The following is a 19,797-nucleotide window of genomic DNA, read 5'->3' on the forward strand; positions in this document are numbered from 1 at the left end:
CGGCGTCCCGGGCGCGCGGCGGACCGGGGTCAGGGCTGGAAGCGGTAGCCCATGCCGGGTTCGGTGATCAGGTGGACGGGACGCGCCGGGTCCCTCTCCAGCTTGCGGCGGAGCTGGGCCAGGTACTGGCGCAGGTAGTGCGTCTCCTTGACGTACCGCTCGCCCCAGACCTCGGTCAGCAGCTGCCGTCGGCCGACCAGTTTGCCGGGGTTGCGCACCAGGATCTCCAGCAGGCGCCACTCGGTGGGAGTCAGCCGCGTCCCGCCGGAGACGGTCTTGCCGCTCAGGTCGACCACGTGGTCGCCGATCCGGACGCTGGCCGGCTCGGCCTCCCGTACGGCGGAGCGGCGCGAGACCGCGCGGACGCGGGCGAGCAGCTCGTCGATGCCGAAGGGCTTGGTGACGTAGTCGTCGGCCCCCGCGTCCAGCGCCTCGATCTTGTCCTGGCCGCCGGCGCGGCCGGACAGCACGATGATCGGGACACTGGTCCAGCCGCGCAGGCCGCAGATGACCTCCACGCCGTCGAGGTCGGGCAGGCCGAGGTCGAGGATGACCAGGTCGGGATGCCAGTCGGCGGCCTGCCGCAGCGCCGAGCCGCCGTCGGCGGCGACCGCGACCTCGTAGTGGCGGGCGACGAGGTTGATCCGCAGCGCGCGCAGGAGCTGGGGCTCGTCGTCGACGACGAGGATCCGGGTCACGACGGCGCCCGCACGGCCTGTGCCCGCGAGGAGACGGGCATTCTCAGGATCATGGTCAGACCTCCTCCGGGTGTCTCCTCCGGCGTGAGGGTGCCCCCCATTGCCTCGGTCAGGCCGCGGGAGAGCGCGAGCCCCAGCCCGACGCCGGTGTGGTTGTCGCGGTCGCCGAGGCGCTGGAACGGCATGAAGACCCGCTCGTACGCCTCCGGCGGGATGCCGGGGCCGTGGTCGACGACGCGGATCTCGACGTGGTCGCCGTACAGGCCGGCGGTGATCAGCGTCTTCTCCCCGGGCGGACTGTAGCGGACGGCGTTGGCCATCAGGTTGACCAGTACCCGCTCCAGCAGGGCCGGGTCGGCGACGATCTCGGGGAGCTCCACCGGGATGTCGCCCTCGACGCCGTCGCGGAGCGGGCCGAGGTCGTCGACCGCCCGGGGCACGATCTCCTCCAGCCCGACGGGCTGCAACGCCAGGCCGAGGACCCCGGCCTGAAGGCGGCTCATGTCCAGGAGGTTCGCCACCAGCCGGTCCAGCTTGACCAGGGACTCGTCGGCGGTGGCCAGCAGCTCCTCCCGGTCCTCGGGCGACCAGTCGATCTCGGTGTTGCGCAGGCTCTCGACCGCGGCCCTGGCCGAGGCGAGGGGGCTGCGCAGGTCGTGGCTGACCGCGGCGAGCAGCGCGGTGCGCATCCGGTCGGCCTCGGCCAGCGGCCTGACCCGCTCGGCCTCCGCGCGGAGCCGTTCCTGGCGCAGCGCCACGGCCGTCTCGGCGGCGAACGCCTCCAGCACGCGGCGGTCGGCGGCCTGGAGCAGCCCGCCGGAGGCGGCGAGGGAGAGCTCGTCGTCGATGACCACCTCGGTGCCTGCGGCGGCCGGGCACGTGCAGGGCGGGCCGCCCGCGGTGGCGACGATCCGCCATGCCTCCGGGTCGCCCTGGTCGTCGGGCGTCCGGCGCGCCTCGGGCCGCCGTTCGAGCAGCGTCACCGACTCCAGGCCGAAGGTCTCCCGGATGCGCGCCAGCAGCGACGGCACGGCGGCGTCGCCGCGCAGGACGTGCCCGGCCATCGTCGCCAGGGTCTCGGCCTCCGCGCCGGCCCGCGCGGCCTCCCTGGTACGGCGGGCCGCGAGGTCCACGACGGCGCTCACCACCACCGCGACCAGGACGAAGACCACCAGTGCGAAGAGGTTCTCCAGCGCGTAGATCGTCAGGGTGTGGACCGGCGGGGTGAAGAAGTAGTTCAGCAGCAGCGAGCCCAGCACCGCCGCCGTGACGGCCGGCCACATGCCTCCGACGAGCGCGACGCCCACGACCGCCGTCAGGAACAGCAGGATCTCGCTGGGCAGCGCCAGCCGGTCCCGGAACGGGACGAGCGCCGCGGCGAGCGCCGGCATGCCGGCGACCGTGATCGCCCAGCCGGCCAGCCGGCGCGTCCGGGTCAGCGCGGCGGCCGACCGCCTACGGCCGCGGCGGCCCTTCTTCGCCTCGGCATGGGTGATCATGTGGACGTCGATGGAGCCGGACCGCGCGGTGGTCTCCACCCCCACCCCGCGGGAGAGGATCTGCGCGAACCGGCCGCGGCGGGAGGCGCCGAGCACGAGCTGGGTGGCGTTGACGCCGCGGGCGAAGTCGAGCAGCGCGCCGGGCACGTCGTCGCCGACGACCTGGTGGTAGGTGCCGCCCAGGTCCTCGACGAGGGTGCGCTGACGGACCAGGCCGGCCGGGTCCGCGCCGGTCAGGCCGTCACCGCGGACCACGTGGACGGCCAGCAGGTCGGAGCCCTTGGTCCGCGCGGCGATCCGGGCGGCCCGCCGGATGAGCGTCTCGCCCTCCGGGCCGCCGGTCAGCGCGACGACGACGCGCTCGCGGGTCTCCCAGGTGCTCTCGATGCCGTGCTCGGCGCGGTAGCGGTCGAGCTGGTCGTCCACCTTGCCCGCCACCCACAGCAGCGCCAGCTCGCGCAGCGCGGTGAGGTTGCCGACCCGGAAGTAGTTCGCCAGGGCGGCGTCCACCTTCTCCGGGGCGTAGACGTTGCCGTGCGCCATCCGGCGGCGCAGCGCCTCGGGCGCCATGTCGACCAGCTCCACCTGGTCGGCCCGCCGTACGACCTCGTCCGGAACGGTCTCGCGCTGCGGGACGCCGGTGATCTCCTGGACGACGTCGTTGACCGACTCCAGGTGCTGGACGTTGACGGTGGTGATCACGTCGATGCCGGCGTCGAGGATCTCCTCGATGTCCTGCCAGCGCTTGGCGTTCCGCGACCCCGGCACGTTGGTGTGGGCCAGCTCGTCGACCAGCGCGATCCCGGGGCGGCGGGCGATGACCGCCTCGGCGTCGAGCTCGGCGAAGGTCGTTCCCCGGTGGGACAGGACCTTGCGGGGGACCACCTCCAGATCGTCGAGCAGCTCGGCGGTGCGGGGACGGCCGTGGGTCTCCACCAGGCCCACGACCACGTCCTGCCCGCGGTCCCGCCTGCGCCGCCCCTCGGCGAGCATCGCGTACGTCTTCCCGACGCCGGGAGCGGCGCCCAGGTAGATCCGCAGCCGCCCGCGTGTCACATCGATCACCGCTTCTCGTCGAGGGAGAGGTTGAGCAGGAGCACGTTCACCGCCGGTTCGCCCATGAAACCCAGCGCGCGCCCCGTGGTGTGATCGTCGATGAGCGCCCTCACCCGGCTGACGGGGACGCCGCGTTCCCTGGCGACCCGGGGCGCCTGCAGCTCGGCGTAGGCCACCGAGATGTGCGGGTCGAGGCCCGAGCCGCTCGCGGTGACCGCGTCCGCGGGCACGGCGGGCGTCCCGGCCCCGCCCCGCACCGGGAGGGTACGGCCGGCCGAGTAGTCCTCGCCGGGCCTGCCGCACTCGACCTTGACGCCGCGGTAGACGGCGACGAACGGCGTGGCCGGACATGCCTGGTTGACGCTGACCGCCCGGGTGGGCGTGCCGACGGCGGGAAAGACCTTGAGCACCGCGCCGACGCCGTCGGCCGTGCAGTACGGCCGGGCGCCGCTGACGCCCTCCAACTCGCCGACGGCCTTCGACCGGGCGCACACCTGGGTGAGCAGCGACAGCCGCCCCTCGTCGGGGTCGCCGGCGGCGTCCCTGGCGCCGGGCACCGGCAGGGTGTCCACGACGTCCTCGGGTCCGAGGTTGCTCGCCCCGGAGGCCAGCGGGTCGTAGCCGTCGCCGGCGGCCGACGGGCGGCTCTGGAAGTACTTCCTGACCGGGGCGCCGTGGGCGTCGGTGAAACTCTGGCCGATGGCGGCGCTGCCGACGGCCCGGCCGTTCCGTTCGATCAGTGATCCGTCCGCCCTGTCGCCGAGCAGGACCTGGGCGATCCCGGTCACCGCGAGCGGGTAGGCGAGGCCCAGCAGGACGGTCAGGACGACGATCGCGCGGACGGCGGCGAGGTGCTGGCGGATCCAGCCTGGCATGCGTTCCATTTAAGACATCCCCGGAAGGAACTGGATGAGGAGATCGATGATCTTGATCCCGACGAACGGGGCGACGATGCCGCCGAGGCCGTAGACGTAGAGGTTGCGGGAGAGCAGCTTCGACGCGCTGGACGGCCGGTACCGCACGCCCCGCAGGGCCAGCGGGATCAGCGCCACGATCACGATCGCGTTGAAGACGACCGCGGACAGGATCGCCGACTGCGGGCTGGACAGGCGCATGACGTTGAGCGCGTCGAGGCCCGGGTACACCGCAGCGAACATCGCCGGGATGATCGCGAAGTACTTGGCGACGTCGTTGGCGATGGAGAAGGTGGTCAGCGCGCCCCGGGTGATGAGGAGCTGCTTGCCGATCTCGACGATCTCGATGAGCTTGGTCGGGTTGGAGTCGAGGTCGACCATGTTGCCGGCCTCCTTGGCGGCCGACGTGCCGGTGTTCATGGCCACGCCGACGTCCGCCTGGGCGAGCGCGGGGGCGTCGTTGGTGCCGTCGCCGGTCATGGCGACCAGCCGGCCGCCCTCCTGCTCCTTCCTGATCAGGGCGAGCTTGTCCTCGGGCGTGGCCTCGGCCAGGAAGTCGTCGACCCCGGCCTCATCCGCGATCGCCCTGGCGGTCAGCGGGTTGTCTCCGGTGATCATGACGGTCCGGATGCCCATCCGGCGCATCTCGTCGAACCGCTCCCGCATGCCCTGCTTGACGACGTCCTTGAGGTGGACGACGCCGAGCACGTGGTCCCTGTCGGCCACCACCAGCGGGGTGCCGCCCGAGCCGGAGATGGCGTCCACGAGGTGGCCGACGTCGTCCGTCGGGTGACCGCCGTTCTCACGGACCCACTTCATCACCGCGGTCGCGGCGCCCTTGCGGATCTCGCGGCCGTCGAGGTCGACGCCCGACATACGGGTCTGCGCGGTGAACGGCACCCACTTGGCGTGGACCAGCTCACCCGGCGCGCGCTCGCGCAGGCCGTAGCGCTCCTTGGCGAACACGACGATCGAGCGGCCCTCGGGGGTCTCGTCGGCGAGACTGGACAGCTGCGCCGCCTCGGCCAGCGCCTCCTCGGTCACCCCCGCCACCGGGACGAACTCCGCCGCCTGGCGGTTGCCCAGCGTGATCGTTCCGGTCTTGTCCAGCAGCAGCGTGCCGACGTCGCCCGCGGCCTCGACCGCGCGGCCGCTCATGGCCAGGACGTTGCGCTGGACCAGCCGGTCCATGCCGGCGATGCCGATGGCCGACAGCAGCGCGCCGATCGTCGTCGGGATGAGACAGACCAGCAGCGAGACGAGCACGACGCCGGTGACGCCGTCGCCGGTCAGCGCGAGGGAGTCGGGCACGCCCGGGTTGACGTTCTTGGAGTGGATCGCGAACGGCTGCATGGTGACGGTGGAGACCAGGAAGATGATCGTCAACGCGGCCAGCAGGATGTTGAGCGCGATCTCGTTCGGCGTCTTCTGCCGATCGGCGCCCTCGACCAGGGCGATCATCCGGTCGATGAAGCTCTCACCGGGCTTCTGGGTGATCCGCACGACGATCCGGTCGGAGAGCACCCTGGTGCCGCCGGTCACCGCGGAGCGGTCGCCGCCGGACTCCCGGATGACGGGCGCGGACTCACCGGTGATGGCCGACTCGTCCACCGAGGCGATGCCCTCGACGACGTCGCCGTCGCCGGGGATGATCTCTCCGGCCTCGACGACGACGAAGTCGCCCTGCGTCAGCTCCGGGGCGCCGACGACGTCCCACTCGGCGGAGTCGCGGCCCTTGAGCCGGCGGGCGGTCATGTCGTGTTTGGCCGCGCGCAGCGTCGCCGCCTGGGCCTTGCCCCGGCCCTCGGCGACCGCCTCGGCGAGGTTGGCGAAGAGCACGGTCAGCCAGAGCCACACCGCGATGGCCCAGGCGAAGAACGACGGGCCGAGGACCGCCAGGACGGTGGTGAGCGCCGCGCCGATCTCCACGATCAGCATGACGGGGTTGCGCCAGAGGGTGGCGGGGTTCAGCTTGACCAGCGCGCCGGGCAGAGAGGTGAGGAGCTGCCTGGGGTCGAGCAGCCCGCCGCCGACCTTGCCGTTCCGTTCGGGGGCCGTGGGGCGGCCCGGTGCGGGGACCTGGGTGGTCATGAGAAGAGTCCTTCTGCGATCGGCCCGAGCGCCAGGGCGGGGAGGAAGGTCAGTGCGACGAGGATGATCGTCACGCCGACGACCATGCCGACGAACTGCGGCCGGTGCGTGGGCAGGGTGCCCGCCGACTCGGGGACCGGGGTCTGCCGGGCAAGCGATCCGGCCAGGCCGAGTACGAAGACGATGGGCAGGAACCGGCCGAGCAGCATGCACAGGCCGAGCGCCACGTCATACCAGGGGGTGTTGACGGTGAGGCCGGCGAACGCCGAGCCGTTGTTGTTCGAGGCGCTGGTGAAGGCGTAGAGGACCTCGGAGAGGCCGTGCGGGCCGCCGTTCAGCAGGCCGGCCAGGCCCGCCTCGTTGCCCATGGCCAGCGCGGTGCCGACCAGGACGAGGATCGGTGTGACCAGGAAGTACATCGAGGCCAGCTTGATCTCACGGGAGCCGATCCTCTTGCCGAGGTACTCGGGCGTGCGGCCCACCATCAGGCCGGCCACGAAGACCGTGATCACGGCCAGCACGAGCATGCCGTACAGGCCGGAGCCCACGCCACCCGGCGCGACCTCGCCCAGCATCATGTTGAACATCGTCATCATGCCGCCGAACGGGGTGTAGGAGTCGTGGAAGGAGTCCACGGCGCCGGTGCTGGTCAGGGTGGTGGCCGCGGCGAAGGTGGCCGAGTTCGCGACGCCGAACCGGATCTCCTTGCCCTCCAGCGCCGCGCCGACGGCCTGCGGGACGGTCGCGCCGCCCTGCAGCTCGAAGACGTTGGTCAGGGTGACGCTGACCAGGGCGATCGTCGCCATGACGGCGAGGATCGCGTAGCCCTGGCGGACCTGGCCGACCATCTTTCCGAAGGTGCGGGGGAGCGAGAACGGGATGACCAGGATCAGGAAGATCTCGAACCAGTTCGTCCAGCCCGTGCCGTTCTCGAAGGGGTGGGCGGAGTTGGCGTTGTAGAAGCCGCCGCCGTTGGTGCCCAGCTCCTTGATGGCCTCCTGGCTGGCCACCGGGCCGCCGGTGATGCTCTGCGCGCCGCCGGTCAGGGTGGTCAGCTCGTGCGGGCCGGAGAGGTTCTGCACCAGGCCGCCGGCCACCAGTACCAGCGCGCCGGCGAACGCGATCGGCAGCAGGATCCGGACGGTGCCGCGCACCAGGTCCGCCCAGAAGTTGCCGAGGGTGTCGGCGTTCCGGCGGGCGAACCCGCGGACCAGGGCGACCGCCACGGCCATGCCGACCGCGGCCGAGACGAAGTTCTGCACGGCCAGGCCGGCCATCTGGACCAGGTGGCCCATGGTGGACTCGCCCGAGTACGCCTGCCAGTTGGTGTTGGTGACGAAGCTGACCGCGGTGTTCCACGCGATGTGGTCGGTCACCGGGGGCAGGCCGAGGGAGAGCCAGAGTCTGTCCTGGAGGCGCTGCATGCCGTACAGGGCGAGGAGCGAGACGGCGGAGAAGGCGAGCAGGCTGCGCGCGTAGGCGCCCCAGTGCTGCTCGGCGTCGGGGCGGACGCCGAGCAGCCGGTAGATCAGGCGTTCGGGCGCGGCGTGCCGGTCGCCGGTGTACACCCGGTGCATGTGGTCGCCGAGCGGCTTGTGCACCAGGGCCAGCGCCAGGACGAGGGACGCGATGAACAGGGCCGCCATGTCAGAAACGCTCCGGGAAGAGGAGGGCGGCGACCATGAGGACCACCAGCGCGGCGGCCACCCCCAGGCCGGTGGCGTTGATCGCGCTCACAGGCGCTCCACCGCCCTGACGACGAGCCCCAGGATCACGAACAACGCGATCGTCAGGGCGACGAAGACGACGTCGGCCATCTCCACTCCTCGAATCCGGATCGACTGCTGACGGCCGTCCACGGACGGAGGGCCATGAAGCAAGCAAATCGCTGGATTTGTTGCCCTTTGCGGTTCTTGACGGGTTCCATACGGCATCCGGCCGAGAATTGACGGGAACCGTACGGCACTCCCCGTCCCGGCACGGCGCGATACGGCGCGGCGCGGTGGAAGGCGCGGGCGCGTGGACACGCCGCGCCGGCGCGCGGGTACCGGGAACGCCTTTTCGCGGGCCGTTTGACCTCTTCACCCCGGGTATGGCCACTGAACTGGAACGAAGGCGTCGAGGAGGCAGCGATGACCAGGTTCGGATACTTCCTCTCCAGCGAGGAGCACGACCCCAAGGAGCTGGTACGGCAGGCGAAGCTGGCCGAGCGGGCCGGGTTCGAGGGGCTGTGGATCTCCGACCACTACCACCCCTGGATCGACGAGCAGGGGCAGAGCCCGTTCGTGTGGTCCGTCATCGGCGCCATCGCCGAGGCGACCTCGCTGCCGATCACCACGGCCGTCACCTGCCCGCTGGTCCGCATCCACCCGGCGGTCATCGCCCAGGCCGCCGCCACCAGCGCCGTGCTCACCGGCGGCCGGTTCCGGCTCGGCGTCGGCACCGGAGAGGCGCTGAACGAGCACATCATCGAGTCCCGCTGGCCCCCGGCCTCCGAGCGGCTGGAGATGCTGGAGGAGGCGGTCGAGCTCATGCGGGAGCTGTGGTCGGGCAAGCTGGTCACCCACCGCGGCGTCCACTACGACGTCGACAACGCCCGCCTGTACACGCTGCCCGACAGCCCGCCGCCCGTCTACGTCTCCGGCTTCGGCGAGAAGTCCGTGGAACTGGCCGGGCGGATCGGCGACGGGTACATCTGCACCGGCCCCGCGGGCGAGCTGGTGGAGCGGTTCCACAAGGCCGGCGGCGAGGGAAAGCCCACCCAGACCGGCCTGAAGGTCTGCTACGCCACCGACGAGGCCGAGGCCCGCAGGACCGTGCACCGGCTCTGGCCGAACCAGGGCATCCCGGGGGAGGCGTCCCAGCTCCTGCCGCTGCCGCGGCACTTCGAACAGCTCGCGGAGATGGTCACCGAGGAGCAGGCCACCGCCTCCACGCCCTGCGGACCCGATGTCGAGAAGCACGTCCAGTCGATCAAGGAGCACGTGGACGCGGGCTTCGACGAGGTCTACATCAGCCAGATCGGCCCCGACCAGGACGCCTTCTTCGACTTCTACGCCCGCGAGGTGCTGCCCCGCGTGCGCTGAGGCCGGGGCTCACGCCGCCTCCGCGCACCGGAGGCGGCGTTCCGTCCACGATCCGCCGGCCTGCCGGTGACGCCGCTCCGCGTGTGCCGAGGCGGCGGAACCGGAGTGAGATCCGCGCTCCCCGGGAAAACAGAGAAGGGTGACGGATGAGGGTCTCGTTCTCCTGATCGCCTGGGGGCAGCTCGCCGTACTCCTCGGCGTACTGGCCTACTTCCTGCTGAGAAGGCGCACGTGAGGCGCGTCTCCGGGCGGGCGGAGCGGGCCGCCGTGGCCCGCACGGCGGCGTGGGTCGCCGTGGCCCGTACGGCGGTCCGCCCCGCCGTGGCCCGCGCGGCCGTCCTCGCGGCGGCCCGCGCCGCGGTCCTCACAGTGGTCCTCGCGGCGGTCCTCGCGACGGCGGGATGCGTCAGCCCGGCCTGGGACGACCACGACTACGCGCTGAAGGCCGCCGCGTCGGCCGAGACCGCCGCCTCCGGCACCGAGCTGGTACGGCTGGCCGTGCAGCGGCAGGACGAGCTGTTCACCCCCTACCTGAAGACGGTGCTGACCGAGAGCGCCCGGGAGCTGGGCAGCGTCAACGACCAGTTCGGCGGTGTTCAGCCGCCCTCCGACGCCTCCGACCGGGTCCGCGAGGAGCTGATGGGCCTGACGACCCGGGCCGAGGACGAGGTGGACGCGCTGCTCGTGCAGGTCCGGCGCGGCGGCGTGAAGGACCCGGCGCGGGCGGCGGCGGAGCTGCGGGACCTGGCGGCGCGGCTGCGGCGGTTCGGCGAGGAGCACCGCTCGTGAGGCCGCGCGGCACGGCGGAGAGCGGGAGGGAGCCGGGCGCGGCGGCCCCGTGGACGCACGGAACGGGACGGACCGCGATCTCGGCGAGCCCGGCGAGTCCGGCGAGTCCGGTGATCCCGGCGATCCCGGCGAGGGCACGCGGCGCGGGGCACGGGCGGTCGCGGTGAAGAAGCTGTTCGCCGTGACGCTCGGCATCCTGACCGCGTTCGGCGGGTTCGTCGACATCGGCGACCTCGTGGGCAACGCCCTGGTCGGCTCCCGCTTCGGGATGTCGCTGGCCTGGGTGGTGGTCGTCGGGGTCGTGGGCATCTGCCTGTTCGCCGAGATGTCCGGCAGGGTCGCCGCGGTCTCCGGCCGGCCCGTCTTCGACCTGGTCCGCGAGCGCCTCGGCCCCCGGGCCGGCCTGGTCAACCTGGCGGCGTCGTTCTTCGTCAACGTCCTCACCCTGGCCGCCGAGATCGGCGGCGCCTCCCTGGCGCTGGAGCTGGCGACCGGGGTGAACTACCTGCTGTGGGTGCCCGGGGTCGCGCTGGTGGCCTGGCTGGTGATGTGGCGGGTCAGGTTCGAGACCATGGAGCGGGTCTTCGGGCTGGCCGGGCTCGCCCTGGTGGTCTTCGCCGTGACGCTGTGGACGCTCGGGCCCGACTGGGGTGAGCTGGCCGGGCAGCTGACCCGTCCGCCGCAGGACGAGGGCGCGCCGACGTACTGGTACTACGCGATCGCGCTGCTGGGCGGCGCGATGACCCCGTACGAGGTGTTCTTCTTCTCCTCGGGGGGCGTGGAGGAGCGCTGGAGCGCGCGGGACCTGGCGGTCGAGCGGGCCAACGTGTTCATCGGCTTCCCGCTGGGCGGCTTCCTCTCCCTGACGATCGCCGGGTGCGCGGCGACGGTCTTCCTGCCGCTCCAGGCCCAGGTCTCCACCCTGGGCCAGATGGTGCTGCCGGCCGGGATCGGGCTGGGCGGGATCGGCCTGGCCCTGGTGATCTTCGGGATCTTCGCCGCCACGTTCGGCGCGACGCTGGAGACCGCCCTGTCGTCGGGATACACCCTCAGCCAGTACTTCGGCTGGCAGTGGGGCAAGCGGGTGCGGCCCAGGGACGCGGCCAGGTTCCACGCGGTGGTGCTGGTCGTCATGGTCGCCGCGACCGCGCTCATCCTCACCACCATCGACCCGATCGCGGTCACGGAGTACTCCCTGGTCTTCTCCGCCGCCGCGCTGCCCCTGACCTACCTGCCGGTTCTGATGATCGCCAACGATCCCGACTACATGGGAGACCGGGTCAACGGCAGGTTCGCCAACACCCTGGGAACGCTGTACATGGTGCTGCTCTGCGTGGTGGCCGTGGCGGCGGTGCCGTTGCTCATCGCCACCAAGGCGGGCCAGTGACGGCGGCCCGTCACGCTCCCGCGGGGGCTTCCCCGGCGAGGAGGGAGGACCGATGACGGCGGCCCGGTGCGTCCACGCCCAGCTGCACCTGCTGGACCGCCAGGTGGTCCGGGCCGGGGACGGCCGCCTGCTGTGCAAGGTCGACGATCTGGAGCTCCTGCCGGGACCGGACGGCCGGCCGTACGTGGCGTCGATCCTGGCCGGGCCGCTCGCCCTGGGACCCCGGCTCGGCGGGGTGCCGGGCCGGCTGACGGTCGCGGTGACGGAGCTGTTCCGGTCTGAGGAACGTCCCGGGCCGCGGCGGATCCCCATGGCGCTCGTCTCCGAGGTCGGCAGCGCGATCAGGATCGGCGGGGAGACCGGGGACCTCGCTCTGGAGCGCTGGGTCCGGGACCACGTCATCGCCCCCATCCCGGGCAGCGGTGAGACCGGAGCCCCGGAGCGGGCCGCGTGGCCGCCGCCCGGGGAGTCCGCCGCGGACGCGAGACGGCTGAGCGCCCTCCTCGGCCGGAGGGTCGTGGACGCCGCGGACGAGCCCGCCGGACGGGTGGCCGACGTACGGCTCAGCCAGGACGGGCCGATGCTGGGCGAGGTCCAGCGGGCCTTCCGGATCGAGGGGCTGATCGTCGTCCCCCGACGCGCCGGACGGCTGTTCGGCTACGAGCGGGGCCCGGGCGGGAAGGCTCCGTGGCTGGTCAACAAGCTGATCAGGTGGCTGAACCGGGGCGGCCGGTTCGCCACCTGGGAGCAGATCGCCTCGCTGGGCGATCCGGGGCGCGGGGACGGCGACGGCGAACCGGTACGGCTGGCCGTACCGGCGGAGGAGCTCGCGCCGCTGGACGAACTGTACGAGCGGGCTCCCGGCTGACCCGCCCGTCGACCGTCCGCGGGCCGGACGTGCCACGCCTCGCATCCGTACGGTCCCGGCGCGTGTGCGGGACGTATCCGTACCGGTGTGACTTACGGGAACGCCAGGGTAGAGGGAGCCGATGAACAGTCGAGCAATTTCATTGGCATTGATGTCATTGGTTGTGATTTTGACTGGTTGTTCCTCTGCCGAGCGGGAGACCGCGGAAAAGGCGGCCATCCGTTTCTACGGCGCGGTGCACGACCGTCAGGGAGAGCAGGCGTGCTCGCTGCTGGCGCCCTCGGCGGCCGAGGGGCTCAGCACCGGCGGCCAAAGGTGCGCCGGCGCCGTCCTCGACCTCGAACTGCCCGGCGGCCGGCCGGTGGACACCGAGGTCTGGGGCGACGAGGCGCAGGTACGGCTGTCGCGGGACACCGTCTTCCTGCACAGGTTCCCCCAGGGCTGGCTGGTGCGCGGCGCGGGTTGCACGGCCCGCGACGAGCTCCCCTACCGGTGCGAGGTGACGACCTGACATGCGCGTCATGTTCACCGTCACTCTGGTCCTGATCGGCGTCGGCCTGGCCTATTTCCTCGCCATCGGCCTTCTGCAGCGTTAGGGGGGCTCCGTGAAGGACTCCGTGAAGAAGTTCGTCAAGAACAACGCCCTGAGCCTGTTCTTCCTCGTCGCGTTCCTGCTGTCCCTGGTGGGACAGTCGTTCGCCGGGAACGCCGCCGCCAACCAGGAGCGGCTCGCCGAGGGCGGCGCGCCGCTGTCGTGGGTGGCCTACGTGACCTCATCCGACTTCACCACCGACGTCGCGGAGAACTGGCAGTCGGAGTTCCTCGCCGTGCTGTCGATGGTCGTGCTCTCCGTGTACCTGCGCCAGCGCGGCTCGACGCAGTCCAAACCCGTCGGGGCCGCCCACGACGCGACCGGCGTCGAGGGGTGACGCCGCCCGGGGCCACGCGCCCCCGGGGCGGCACCGGCCCCCTGTACGGCGGGTCTTCACGCACCGGGTCTTCACGCACGCACCGGGTCTTCACGCACCGGGTCCTCATGGGCAGAATCGGCACCGGAGAGATCGTCAGACCTCCAGGCACCTTTCCCCCGCCACGATCTTCGCCCCCATGTTGCGCTCCATCATCCGCAGCGAGGCATCCGCCAGGTCGGCGTGGATGCCGGCCACGCAGTCGCGCGGGACCCTGATCGAGAAGTGCCGCACGTAGGCGTCGAGCGCGCTGTAGAGGACGCACTGCTCGGTGACCTGGCCGGCCAGCACCACGGTCTCGACCTCCTCCCGTCGTAGCAGATACTCCAGGGAGGTGCCGTAGAACGCGCTGTGGCGCACCTTCTGCAGGAAGGGCGCCTCCTTCGGGGGCAGCACCGGCTCGACCAGTTCGGGCCGCCGGCCCGCGAGCGCCCGCTCCGCCAGGTCCTCGCGGGTCACGGAGAAGTCCCCGTAGTTGTCGTTGACGTACACCAGCCCGACGTCGTCGCGCTCGTGCGCCCGGCGCATCAGATCGGCCAGGGGACCGACGATCCCGGCGACGTTCTCGGCGAGCGGTTCCGCGTCCTTGTGGTCGTAGGGGTTCAGCATGTCCACCACGACCAGCGCAATCTTTCCCATGCATCGCTTCTCTCCCTTTGGGCCCCGTTCATTCGGCCCCGGTTTCATCGGTGGGCCCCCGGGTAGCCGCAGAGGCTCCGGAGCACGGAAAGGAGCGAGGATGACGACCGCACGCGAGATCATGACGCCGAACGCCGAGTGCGTGAGGGCCGACGAGACCGTGCTCGATGCGGCCACCAAGATGGCTCGCCTCGATGTGGGCTCCCTGCCGATCTGCGGCACGGACGACCGGCTCAAGGGCATGCTGACCGACCGCGACATCGTGGTGAAGGTGCTGGCCCAGGGCAAGGATCCGAAGTCCTGCCAGGCCGGTGAGTTCGCCCAGGGCGAGGCGGTCACCATCGGCGCCGACGACGACGCCAGGGAGATCCTCGGCACGATGGCCAAGCACAGGGTCCGCCGGCTTCCGGTGATCGACGGACACAAGCTGGTCGGGATGGTCGCCCTGGCCGACGTGGCGCGGGCGCTGCCCGACGCGCCGGTGGGTGACCTCATGGACGCGGTCACCTCCGACTGACCCCGGCCGACCCTGGCCGACCCACTGCCGGCGCCCCGGATCCTGCGTCTCCGGGGCGCCGGGCCTTTCCCTCCGGTGCTCTTCACCGGGGCCTTTCCCACCGGCCGACGTGGTCTTCCCGCCGGTTCGCCATGCCTGCCGTACGGGCTCCCCGTACCCGCCGTACGGCGGAGCGCACAGCTCTGAATGGTCGAACATTCCCCGAAATGTCACTCTAAGCAGCGATTCATTACACAGTGTAGCGTACGCTGAGAGGCATGGTCGTATCGGTACGGCGGTGCGTGCGGCCCGGAGGCATACTCCGGGCGCTGTACTCGACCATGCTCGGTGCCGCCGTCCTGCTCCACCTCGTGCTGTGCTCCCACGCCCACCCGGCGCACGCCCACTCGGCCCACGCTCATTCAGCCCCCACCCATTCGGCCTCCGCCCACTCGCTCCACCACCATCGTCACGAGCTCCGGACCGTATCCTCCGGGGAGACGTGCCCCGGAGAGACCCGGGGCGTGACCACCGGCTCCCGGCTCGCCGCCGGTTCCCTCCCCGCAGCCGCAGCCGCAGCCGCAGCCGCCACCGTCACCGCGGCCGCCACCGGCCCCCGGACCGTGTCCGGCTTCCGTGCGATCGCCCGCCACCGCACCGTGTCCGGCGCGGTGGCGTACTGCGGCGGCACCCCGTGTCCCCTGCGTCCCCTGCTGCCCGCGGGCGAGGACCACACGCTGTGCGGGGCGGCGGCCGGGCCGTCGATCACCATCCTCCGTGTCCTGCTCCCCGTCGGCCGCGCCGCCTGCGACGCCGCGACCGCCGAGGTGACCGCCGAAGCCCCGGCCGTTCCGGCGGCGCGGCACGCCTCCCATCCGGTCCGCCCGCTTCCCGGCGCGGCCCTCCTCCTGCTCAAGTCCGTTTCCCGGGTGTAGCCGGTCCGGCGGCGCGCCCCGTCGCCCGTGCCACCGGCGCGGGCCGTACCTCCGGCGTGCCCTGAGGCGGATCATCCGATCACGTTCGAGGGAAACGGACCATGACCTACACACTCAACTCACCGGACATCTCACTGCTCCCGGCCGGCCGGCTGGTCACCGGGAACACCTGCCACACCCCGGAGCACGTCGTCGGCAACACCCCGGTCCTGTGGATCCCGGAGCTCGTCACCGGCCGGGGCCGCGGCTTCTGGGCGAAGCTGGAGGGCGGCAACCCCGGGGGCATCAAGGACCGGCCCGCCCTGCACATCGTCGACCGGGCGCGCCGGTCGGGCCTGCTGCGCCCGGGGGCGCCCATCGTGGAATCCACCAGCGGGACCTTCGGTCTCGGGCTGGCGCTCGCCGGCATCGTCCACGGACATCCGGTGACGCTGGTGACCGACCCGGGGATGGAGCCGCTGATGCGTCACCTGCTCGTGGCCTACGGGGCCCGGGTCGTCGTCGTCACCGAGCCGCACCCGGTGGGCGGCTGGCAGCGGGCACGCCAGGACCGGGTGCGCGAGCTGCTGGCGGGGCACCCGGACGCCTACTGCCCGGACCAGTACGGCAATCCCGACAACGTCACCGCCTACGCGGGACTGGCCGCCGAGCTCGCCGGTCAGCTCGGCCGGATCGACGTCCTGGTGTGCAGCGTCGGGACCGGCGGCCACAGCGCGGGCGTCACCCGGATGCTCCGCCGCTTCTATCCGGACCTGCGGCTCGTCGGCGTCGACTCGACGGGATCGACGATCTTCGGCCAGCCGGCCCGTCCCCGGCTCATGCGCGGCCTGGGCAGCAGCATCCACCCGCGCAACGTGGCCTACGAGCTGTTCGACGAGGTGCACTGGGTCGCGCCCGCCGAGGCGGTGTGGGCGTGCCGCCGCCTGGCGGCCCTGCGGTACGCCACCGGCGGCTGGAGTGTCGGGGCGGTGGCCCTGGTGGCGTCGTGGCTCGCCCGCACGCTTCCCGGCCACACGCGGACGGCGGCGGTCTTCCCCGACGGGCCGCACCGCTACTTCGACACCGTGTTCAGCGACGACTACTGCGCGGCCAACGGCCTTCTCGGGGCGCCGCCGGCCGCCGGCCCGGAGGAGATCGGTCACCCCGCGGAGCGCGAGCCGGTCCGCTGGACGCGGTGCAGGACCGTGGTCGACCCCCTCGCGGGCCCGCCGCCCGGCGCCCCGTCCGGTACCGCAGGTACGGCGGGCGCGGACCAGGCCGTGGCGGGCCCCGCCGGAGAGGATCCCACCGTAGGGGACCTCGCCGGAGAGGACCCCGGTACGGCGGGCACCGCCTGGGAGGATCGGTGACCGGCGCCGAAGAGGGGAAACCGGTGACCGGGACCCCCGCGCTCATCCGGTCCTTCGACCGGCCGGTACGGCTGCTGCTGGTCAACCAGCTCACCATCAACACCGGCTTCTACATGCTCATGCCGTACCTCGCGGGTCACCTGTCCGGGACGCTGGCGTTGCCCGCGGCGCTGGTCGGGCTCATCCTCGGCGTCCGCAACCTGAGCCAGCAGGGGCTGTTCCTGGTCGGCGGGACGCTCGCCGACCGGCTCGGCTGCAAGCCCGTGATCGTGGCCGGATGCGGGGTGCGGGCCGTGGCGTTCCTGATGCTGGGGGTGGCCGGCTCGATCCCCGCGCTGGTGGCGGCCTCGGCGCTGACCGGCTTCGCCGGGGCGCTGTTCAACCCGGCCGTGCGGGCCTATCTCGCCAGGGAGGCCGGTGAGCGCAGGGTCGAGGCGTTCGCCGCCTTCAACGCCTTCGGCCAGCTCGGCATCCTGGTCGGGCCCCTGGTCGGGCTGCTGCTCAACGGGGTGACGTTCACCCTGGTCTGCCTGACCGCCGGGGCGATGTTCGCGGTCCTCACCGTCGCCCAGATGCGGGCGCTGCCGCCGGGCGCGGGGGCCGGCCCGGGCGGTCCGGGCGGTCCGGGAACGCCCGACGCCCCCGGGGCGGCGGCCGGCGAGAGGAAGGCCGGGGACGAGCGGGCCGCCGGCCGACGGGCGGCCCGGTTCCGGATGCGTGTCCGGCGTCCGGAGCCGTCCCTCTGGCGGGAGGCGGCCGCCAACCGGTCCCTGCTGCGGTTCTCACTGGCCATGGCGGGTTCCTACGCGCTGAACTTCCAGATCTACCTCGGCCTGCCGCTGGAGGTCAGGCGGGTGACGGCCGGCGAACTCGGGGTCACGCTCGTCTTCGTGGTCTCCGGCGTCATGACCGTCGCCGGACAGGCCCGGGTGACGGCGTGGGCGGGCCGGCGCTGGGGACCGTCCCGGGCCATCGCCCGGGGACTCGTCCTGATGGGCCTGGCCTTCGTCCCGCTCGCGGTGGCCGCGCCGCTGACGGCCACCGCCGACGCCGCGGATCCGCCGTCCGCCGCCACCCGGTTCCTCCTCCTGCTGCCCGTGCTGGGCACGGCGGTGCTGCTGAGCCTGGCCACGATGATCATCTATCCCTTCGAGATGACGACCGTCGTCGCGCTCGGCCCCGAGCACGCGGTGGGCACCCGCTACGGGCTCTACAGCACCCTGGCGGGTCTCGGCGTGGCCGCGGGCAACCTGCTGTCGGGGTGGGCGCTGGACCTGGGCAGGGCGGTCGGCCTGCCCAGTCTGCCGTGGCTCGGCCTGACGGCGGTCGGCACCGGGTGCGCGGCGGCCGTACACGCCCTGAACCGGGCCGGACGGCTGCCGGAGCACCTCGCGGCCACCCCGGACGGGGCGTCTTCGGAAGGAGCCTCCTCCGGGGAGGGCCCCCGGGATCCGCTCTCCCCGGACGCGGACTCTCCGCACACGGCCTCTCTGGACGCGGCTTCCCCGGGCACGGCCTCTCCGGACACGACCTCCCCGGATCCGTCGTCCCCCGGTACGACCTCACCGGCCGCCCCCCCGGCCGCGGCGGTACGGCCGCCGTCCGGTCCGCTCGCGCGGGCGCGCTCGTCCGGAGCCCGTCTCAGGGACGCAGCCGCCGGGCGAGGTCGTGCAGGGCGGTGGCCAGGAGGTCGACGTCGTCACGCGAGGTGAAGAGCGCCGGCGTCACCCGGACGCAGTCACCCCGGACGGGCCCGCCCCGGCGCACGGTGAAGATCCGGTACCTGGCGTACAGGTCATCGGTGATCGCGACGTTCCCGGCCTCCGACGTACGGCCGGCGAACCGGAAGGCGGTGATCGCCCCGTACATCGCCGGGTCCTCCGGGGTCAGGATCGCAAGGCCCGGGATGTCGCGCACCCGGTGGACCCAGCGGTCGCGCAGGAAGCGCAGCCGCGCCTGCTTGGCCGCGGCGCCCAGCGCGTCGTGGAAGTCCAGGGCCGCGTCCACCGAGAGCACGGCGGCGGCGTCCAGCGTGCCGGAGTGGACGCGCGAGCGGATGTCGGTGGCCGGGTAGGTCTCGTCGGCGAACGCGAGGTCGATGTCGGGCAGGCGCTCCCTCCGGATGTGCAGGAAGCCCGTGCCCAGCGGCGCCCCCATCCACTTGTGCAGGGAGAACACGGTGAAGTCCGATCCGAGGTCGCCGAGGGTGAAGTCGAGCTGGCCCCACGAGTGCGCGGCGTCGACGATCACGTCGGCGCCGCGGGCCCGCGCCATCTCGACGATCTCCCGGACCGGCGTCACCAGCCCGGTGCGGTTGTTCATGTGGCTGAGCAGGAGGAGCCGTACCCGCGGGTGGTCGCGCAGCGCCGCGGCGTAGGCGTCCAGCACGGCCTGCCGGGTCGCCGGCTCGGGGATCGCCAGCCGCTCGACCGTGACGCCGCGCCGGTCGCGCAGCCAGTTCATCGCGTACCGGGCGCTGTGGTAGTCGAGGTCGGCGTACATCACCGCGTCGCCCGGCCGCAGCCGGTTGTAGCCGCCGATCAGGTTCTGCAGGGCCTCCGTGCCGCCTCGGGTGAGGGCGATCTCCTCGGCGGAGACCCCGAGGAGGGCGGCGACGCGCCGCCTGATCCGGTCGGCCCGTTCCTTGTAGTCCGTGCGCAGCAGATGGGAGTTCTGCTCGTTGAGCAGGTCCACGTTGCGGTGGTAGGCCAGGCGCACCGGCTCGGGCATGATCCCGTAATAGCCGTTCTCCAGGTTCACGAAGTCCGGGCTGACGCGGTACCGCCGCGCGACGTCCCCCCAGAACGCCTCGTCCCCGGCCGATCGGCCCGGGGTACGGCCGGTGGCGGGGGCCCCGGGGATCGGAGCCGCCGGTCCCCGGGCGGCGGACGGCTCCAGGCCCGGCGGGGCCGCCGCGGCGAGGGAGGCGGTCAGCGCGCCCAACCCGGTGATCATCTTGCGTCTGGACACAGTCATCGAAATCCCCCGTACCGCATCAGCGGGCGACCGCGGCGCGCGCCGT

General features: G+C 72.6%; 19 protein-coding genes. 10 read left to right on the top strand and 9 right to left on the bottom strand.

What is annotated here, in order from left to right; translation table 11 throughout:
* Positions 1 to 29: 29 nt before the first annotated feature.
* Genes AB0D67_RS24755 through AB0D67_RS24785 form a run of 7 tightly spaced genes read right to left on the bottom strand, consistent with a single transcriptional unit; the run spans position 30 to position 8,117 of the window.
* Entirely contained in the window at positions 30 to 698 is a 669-nt protein-coding gene (locus tag AB0D67_RS24755) for a response regulator (protein WP_362940219.1), read from the bottom strand.
* The gene (locus AB0D67_RS24760; RefSeq protein ID WP_362940415.1) at positions 695 to 3,253 is read right to left on the bottom strand and encodes a DUF4118 domain-containing protein; all 2,559 of its coding nucleotides are present in this window, start codon (positions 3,251 to 3,253) and stop codon (positions 695 to 697) included. The genes AB0D67_RS24755 and AB0D67_RS24760 overlap by 4 nt, the downstream gene beginning before the upstream one ends.
* A 5-nt stretch (positions 3,254 to 3,258) precedes the next feature.
* The gene (locus AB0D67_RS24765; RefSeq protein WP_362940222.1) at positions 3,259 to 4,137 is read right to left on the bottom strand and encodes a potassium-transporting ATPase subunit C; all 879 of its coding nucleotides are present in this window, start codon (positions 4,135 to 4,137) and stop codon (positions 3,259 to 3,261) included.
* Entirely contained in the window at positions 4,138 to 6,258 is a 2,121-nt protein-coding gene (gene kdpB, locus AB0D67_RS24770; protein ID WP_362940225.1) for a potassium-transporting ATPase subunit KdpB, read from the bottom strand. It abuts the gene before it with no gap.
* On the bottom strand, positions 6,255 to 7,904 hold the full coding sequence (gene kdpA, locus AB0D67_RS24775; RefSeq protein WP_362940228.1) for a potassium-transporting ATPase subunit KdpA: 1,650 nt from the start codon (positions 7,902 to 7,904) through the stop codon (positions 6,255 to 6,257). The genes kdpB and kdpA overlap by 4 nt, the downstream gene beginning before the upstream one ends.
* Position 7,905: 1 nt before the next feature.
* Entirely contained in the window at positions 7,906 to 7,995 is a 90-nt protein-coding gene (locus tag AB0D67_RS24780; protein ID WP_362940231.1) for an MYXO-CTERM sorting domain-containing protein, read from the bottom strand.
* Positions 7,992 to 8,117 (bottom strand): hypothetical protein, encoded by a 126-nt coding sequence (locus tag AB0D67_RS24785; RefSeq protein ID WP_362940234.1) that lies wholly within the window; start codon positions 8,115 to 8,117, stop codon positions 7,992 to 7,994. Before AB0D67_RS24785 ends, AB0D67_RS24780 begins: the two co-directional genes overlap by 4 nt.
* 273 nt (positions 8,118 to 8,390) lie before the next feature.
* Between AB0D67_RS24785 and AB0D67_RS24790 the strand changes: the two genes are divergently transcribed.
* The 6 genes from AB0D67_RS24790 (at position 8,391) to AB0D67_RS24815 (ending at position 13,317) form a co-directional block, all read left to right on the top strand.
* The gene (locus tag AB0D67_RS24790) at positions 8,391 to 9,344 is read left to right on the top strand and encodes an LLM class F420-dependent oxidoreductase (RefSeq protein WP_362940237.1); all 954 of its coding nucleotides are present in this window, start codon (positions 8,391 to 8,393) and stop codon (positions 9,342 to 9,344) included.
* Between the two features lie 231 nt (positions 9,345 to 9,575).
* Entirely contained in the window at positions 9,576 to 10,133 is a 558-nt protein-coding gene (locus tag AB0D67_RS24795) for a hypothetical protein (protein ID WP_362940240.1), read from the top strand.
* Positions 10,134 to 10,182: 49 nt separating this feature from the next.
* Positions 10,183 to 11,520: a divalent metal cation transporter gene (locus AB0D67_RS24800; protein WP_362940243.1), complete on the top strand. Its 1,338-nt coding sequence runs from the start codon at positions 10,183 to 10,185 to the stop codon at positions 11,518 to 11,520.
* Between the two features lie 52 nt (positions 11,521 to 11,572).
* Positions 11,573 to 12,388 carry a hypothetical protein gene (locus AB0D67_RS24805; RefSeq protein WP_362940247.1) on the top strand — a complete coding sequence of 272 codons (816 nt, stop codon included), beginning with the start codon at positions 11,573 to 11,575 and terminating at the stop codon, positions 12,386 to 12,388.
* Positions 12,389 to 12,623: 235 nt separating this feature from the next.
* On the top strand, positions 12,624 to 12,899 hold the full coding sequence (locus tag AB0D67_RS24810) for a hypothetical protein (protein ID WP_362940250.1): 276 nt from the start codon (positions 12,624 to 12,626) through the stop codon (positions 12,897 to 12,899).
* 94 nt (positions 12,900 to 12,993) lie between these two features.
* Positions 12,994 to 13,317, top strand: coding sequence for a DUF6766 family protein (locus AB0D67_RS24815; RefSeq protein ID WP_362940253.1), 324 nt, complete (start codon positions 12,994 to 12,996; stop codon positions 13,315 to 13,317).
* 135 nt (positions 13,318 to 13,452) lie between these two features.
* Here the strand turns inward: AB0D67_RS24815 and AB0D67_RS24820 are convergent, their stop codons facing one another.
* Entirely contained in the window at positions 13,453 to 13,995 is a 543-nt protein-coding gene (locus AB0D67_RS24820) for an isochorismatase family cysteine hydrolase (protein WP_362940256.1), read from the bottom strand.
* Positions 13,996 to 14,095: 100 nt separating this feature from the next.
* Here AB0D67_RS24820 and AB0D67_RS24825 point away from each other — a divergent pair, with 100 nt between their 5' ends.
* From AB0D67_RS24825 to AB0D67_RS24840, 4 genes are all read left to right on the top strand, one after another.
* The gene (locus AB0D67_RS24825) at positions 14,096 to 14,512 is read left to right on the top strand and encodes a CBS domain-containing protein (RefSeq protein ID WP_362940259.1); all 417 of its coding nucleotides are present in this window, start codon (positions 14,096 to 14,098) and stop codon (positions 14,510 to 14,512) included.
* A 257-nt stretch (positions 14,513 to 14,769) separates the two neighbouring features.
* Positions 14,770 to 15,426, top strand: coding sequence for a hypothetical protein (locus AB0D67_RS24830; protein WP_362940262.1), 657 nt, complete (start codon positions 14,770 to 14,772; stop codon positions 15,424 to 15,426).
* Positions 15,427 to 15,527: 101 nt separating this feature from the next.
* Entirely contained in the window at positions 15,528 to 16,775 is a 1,248-nt protein-coding gene (locus AB0D67_RS24835; RefSeq protein WP_362940265.1) for a PLP-dependent cysteine synthase family protein, read from the top strand.
* Complete coding sequence (locus AB0D67_RS24840) at positions 16,772 to 18,487, top strand: MFS transporter (protein ID WP_362940268.1); 1,716 nt, start codon at positions 16,772 to 16,774, stop codon at positions 18,485 to 18,487. Before AB0D67_RS24835 ends, AB0D67_RS24840 begins: the two co-directional genes overlap by 4 nt.
* Here AB0D67_RS24840 and AB0D67_RS24845 read toward each other — a convergent pair.
* Positions 18,417 to 19,751: an aminotransferase class V-fold PLP-dependent enzyme gene (locus tag AB0D67_RS24845; RefSeq protein ID WP_362940271.1), complete on the bottom strand. Its 1,335-nt coding sequence runs from the start codon at positions 19,749 to 19,751 to the stop codon at positions 18,417 to 18,419. The genes AB0D67_RS24840 and AB0D67_RS24845 overlap by 71 nt on opposite strands.
* Between the last annotated feature and the right edge of the window lie 46 nt (positions 19,752 to 19,797).

It is taken from the genome of Streptosporangium sp. NPDC048047 (genome assembly GCF_040653115.1).
Taxonomy (GTDB): domain Bacteria; phylum Actinomycetota; class Actinomycetes; order Streptosporangiales; family Streptosporangiaceae; genus Streptosporangium.

Bases quoted from the DNA above. Each gene is read 5' to 3' on its own strand.
- AB0D67_RS24845 (WP_362940271.1), bottom strand. From the start codon at position 19,751: ATGACTGTGTCCAGACGCAAGATGATCACCGGGTTGGGCGCGCTGACC.
- AB0D67_RS24825 (WP_362940259.1), top strand. From the start codon at position 14,096: ATGACGACCGCACGCGAGATCATGACGCCGAACGCCGAGTGCGTGAGG.
- AB0D67_RS24765 (WP_362940222.1), bottom strand. From the start codon at position 4,137: ATGGAACGCATGCCAGGCTGGATCCGCCAGCACCTCGCCGCCGTCCGC.
- AB0D67_RS24830 (WP_362940262.1), top strand. From the start codon at position 14,770: ATGGTCGTATCGGTACGGCGGTGCGTGCGGCCCGGAGGCATACTCCGG.
- kdpA (WP_362940228.1), bottom strand. From the start codon at position 7,904: ATGGCGGCCCTGTTCATCGCGTCCCTCGTCCTGGCGCTGGCCCTGGTG.
- AB0D67_RS24790 (WP_362940237.1), top strand. From the start codon at position 8,391: ATGACCAGGTTCGGATACTTCCTCTCCAGCGAGGAGCACGACCCCAAG.
- kdpB (WP_362940225.1), bottom strand. From the start codon at position 6,258: ATGACCACCCAGGTCCCCGCACCGGGCCGCCCCACGGCCCCCGAACGG.
- AB0D67_RS24805 (WP_362940247.1), top strand. From the start codon at position 11,573: ATGACGGCGGCCCGGTGCGTCCACGCCCAGCTGCACCTGCTGGACCGC.
- AB0D67_RS24835 (WP_362940265.1), top strand. From the start codon at position 15,528: ATGACCTACACACTCAACTCACCGGACATCTCACTGCTCCCGGCCGGC.
- AB0D67_RS24820 (WP_362940256.1), bottom strand. From the start codon at position 13,995: ATGGGAAAGATTGCGCTGGTCGTGGTGGACATGCTGAACCCCTACGAC.